We start from the raw sequence: 2,708 nt of genomic DNA on the forward strand, positions 1-2,708 counted from the left end.
ATTTTGGGCTATTGTTGGAGGATGAAGAGTATTTGGTCTACACGCTTTGGAATTCTAAGAAATACATTCAATTCAATGAAGGCAAGATAATTGGTAGCACGATCATCGATTTTCAATTGAGTCAACATTCTTTAAAAATAACATTGAATAATGATGAAAAAATAGAGTTTAAGTTTAGTCTTGATTTTGTAGATCAAGAAGATGAATCTGGTAAGGAAAAACCCGATGACATTGCAAAATATCTATATTTCAAAGTAGAAAATACGACATTTATAGTATAGCTTATGAAAGAACCTCGCATATATGTCGATTTCAATGAAATGGTAGAAGAAGATTTAGTATTACTATCGAAAAATGATACAGAACTAGACTCAGCTGGAAATCTTGTACATCTATCCGAAAATATGTTTATCAAAATTTATATGGATGACGTAGATGAAGCAAACAAAATAGATAACCTTCTTGCAGAAGGTATAGTAGAACGAAATACGATTAACGAAGGTTGGGGAACAATAGCTAAATGGAATTGCAGAATCAATCATAAAGGAATTTACCACGAATCTGATCATAATAATGATGCAAATAAATAGAAAAATTTACGATGTTTTAGTTGACACTGAAAACAATCCCGAAGGGTGGTTTTTACTTAACCAACTCAAGTAAAGATTGGAATCTTGAAACCATAGGAATATTTGTAGATGATGAATTTGGTGAAGAAGAAGAAAAAACAGAACAACTATTAGCCAATGGTTGGGTAGAAACTTTAGATTCTGTAATGATTGAAGATGTTATTTATCATGCGAAAGAACAAAAAGAAAAGGTAACAACAGAGGAATTATTGGAAGCTTTTATTTATTTTATTGATAATGATTCATACTTAATATTAAAAAAATAAGGTAAAACACACATTAATAACAAAAAGAAATAAGTTTCTAAAAAGAAATTGAAGTCGTCATTTTAAATAAAACACATTATGAGCAACGCAGAAGAAATCATTGATAAAATAGACACTTATTTATCAAAATCATCTCCAAAAACTTTTAACCCTTCACAGGAAGAGTTATTAAATTTTATAGAAACGCATTGGGCAATGGCAGATGATGAAAAATACAATTTGTACTTCAGCAGTATTATCATAGGTAGAATGATAAATGAATATGTGCAATTAAAAGATTCTAAAAACTTAGCGCGCTGGATGGAAATGGATGATTTGCATTATAAATCTGCTCAACATCCTAATTATTTTAGAAATTGGTATAAAGGAACTAAATTTTTTGATGCTGGTAATGAAGAAAAAGCATTACAGTATTTTCAACTTTCTTATAATGAAAATCCAGATCATATTTTTAAAACCAATTCCAGCTATTCCCAGTTTTTCAACCAATATCTAGATGAACCTAGAATTCTTCCAGAAATAATTAAAAAAAATGAAGAGACTTATTTCCAAATGGCTCTACCCTATTGGCAGAAGTTTTTTAAAGAAGATGAGGATCAATTGGAGTTTAATTTTATTGATGATGATGAAGAAATTCTGTACGAACCCGTAAATGAATTACAGCGAGCGGCATTGAATTATTTTTTAGAAAATCAGGAAATGATGCTGAAAAGCATGTTAACTGCCTTGCTCGAGAAATACCCGGAATTGCAAGATCAATATGAATACAATGAAGAAGACAAGCCTTTTTTCATGCCAAATATTACTAGCATAGAGGGGTTTTGTAACTTACTAACACAATCACAATGCTATGTAATGAATGTTTACAAAAATGATTTCCCTTATTTTGGATTTAGCTTTGGATGTTCATGGGATTCTGAGCACGATCTTGGCTTTATTACTTATAAAGATCGTGTAGTAGAAATAGGAGATGCGGTTTTGGCTTTTGATACCTATACCGCAGAAAATGATTTGGAAAACTATAAGGGCAATAATTAATGGATAAAAATGAATTAATGAATGATATCCAAAATAGTTTTAGAGATGTCGCTTTAGAAGATGGTATAGGTATTTGGGAAGCTGAAGCGATAGACAACTATTTAGTAGGAAACGAATATGAATTACTGAAATGTAAAGACGAAAGAGTAGATTGGAACAACATAACCTTCGATTATACCAATCAATTCGAAATGACATTTGCTTTTTGGGATGCAAAAGGAACTACATTCATTTTACCCAAAGTTTTACAATTAGCATTAATGCTCGAAGAGGAAAATGAAGACCAAATCCCGGATTGGCAATATATTTTAGAGGGTATTTGCCAAAGAAAGCAACAACATCTTTTTAATGATAAACAAAAAAACACAATTCAAAATTTTCTTAATTATCAAAAACAAAAATCACCTAAAAATGATTGGGATGAATATGATTTATTAGCATTTGACTATTTAATTGAAAGGTGGAAAGATTAAGCGAAGAAAATTTGAAATAAAATGCAACAGTGATGAATAATAATAAACTTATTGAACCGCCAGACTATATTGATGGAGCAAAGGTGATTAAATGGGCCTGGTCTGGACAAAAACCTTTTTATAGAATTTATAGAGAAGACGGAACAGAATTTGAGGAAATTTATGGATTGGCTATTTGTCAATACGAAAAGAGCAATAGTGTTTATCATTTTAGTTGCGATCAGGAATGGGAAACCATACAGGACGCACCTTATGAAAACGTTGATAAAGCAGTAAATTCTTTACCCAATCAATATAGAAAT

General features: G+C 30.6%; 6 protein-coding genes. All 6 read left to right on the forward strand.

Going from position 1 to position 2,708, the window contains the following annotated elements:
- The coding region (locus tag ACKI42_RS07665) for a hypothetical protein (protein WP_407404108.1) at positions 1 to 281 on the forward strand (281 nt) is incomplete at its 5' end.
- 3 nt (positions 282 to 284) lie between these two features.
- Positions 285 to 590 (forward strand): hypothetical protein, encoded by a 306-nt coding sequence (locus ACKI42_RS07670; protein WP_407404110.1) that lies wholly within the window; start codon positions 285 to 287, stop codon positions 588 to 590.
- A 20-nt stretch (positions 591 to 610) separates the two neighbouring features.
- Positions 611 to 895 (forward strand): hypothetical protein, encoded by a 285-nt coding sequence (locus ACKI42_RS07675; protein ID WP_407404112.1) that lies wholly within the window; start codon positions 611 to 613, stop codon positions 893 to 895.
- Positions 896 to 973: 78 nt separating this feature from the next.
- The gene (locus tag ACKI42_RS07680) at positions 974 to 1,933 is read left to right on the forward strand and encodes a DUF6985 domain-containing protein (RefSeq protein WP_407404114.1); all 960 of its coding nucleotides are present in this window, start codon (positions 974 to 976) and stop codon (positions 1,931 to 1,933) included.
- Positions 1,934 to 1,950: 17 nt separating this feature from the next.
- On the forward strand, positions 1,951 to 2,406 hold the full coding sequence (locus ACKI42_RS07685; protein ID WP_407404116.1) for a DUF6714 family protein: 456 nt from the start codon (positions 1,951 to 1,953) through the stop codon (positions 2,404 to 2,406).
- Between the two features lie 32 nt (positions 2,407 to 2,438).
- Positions 2,439 to 2,708 (forward strand): hypothetical protein (locus tag ACKI42_RS07690; protein ID WP_407404118.1); only part of this gene is annotated, 270 nt, incomplete at its 3' end.

Origin of the sequence: Chryseobacterium sp. (assembly GCF_045629545.1) — a bacterium.
Lineage (GTDB): Bacteria > Bacteroidota > Bacteroidia > Flavobacteriales > Weeksellaceae > Chryseobacterium.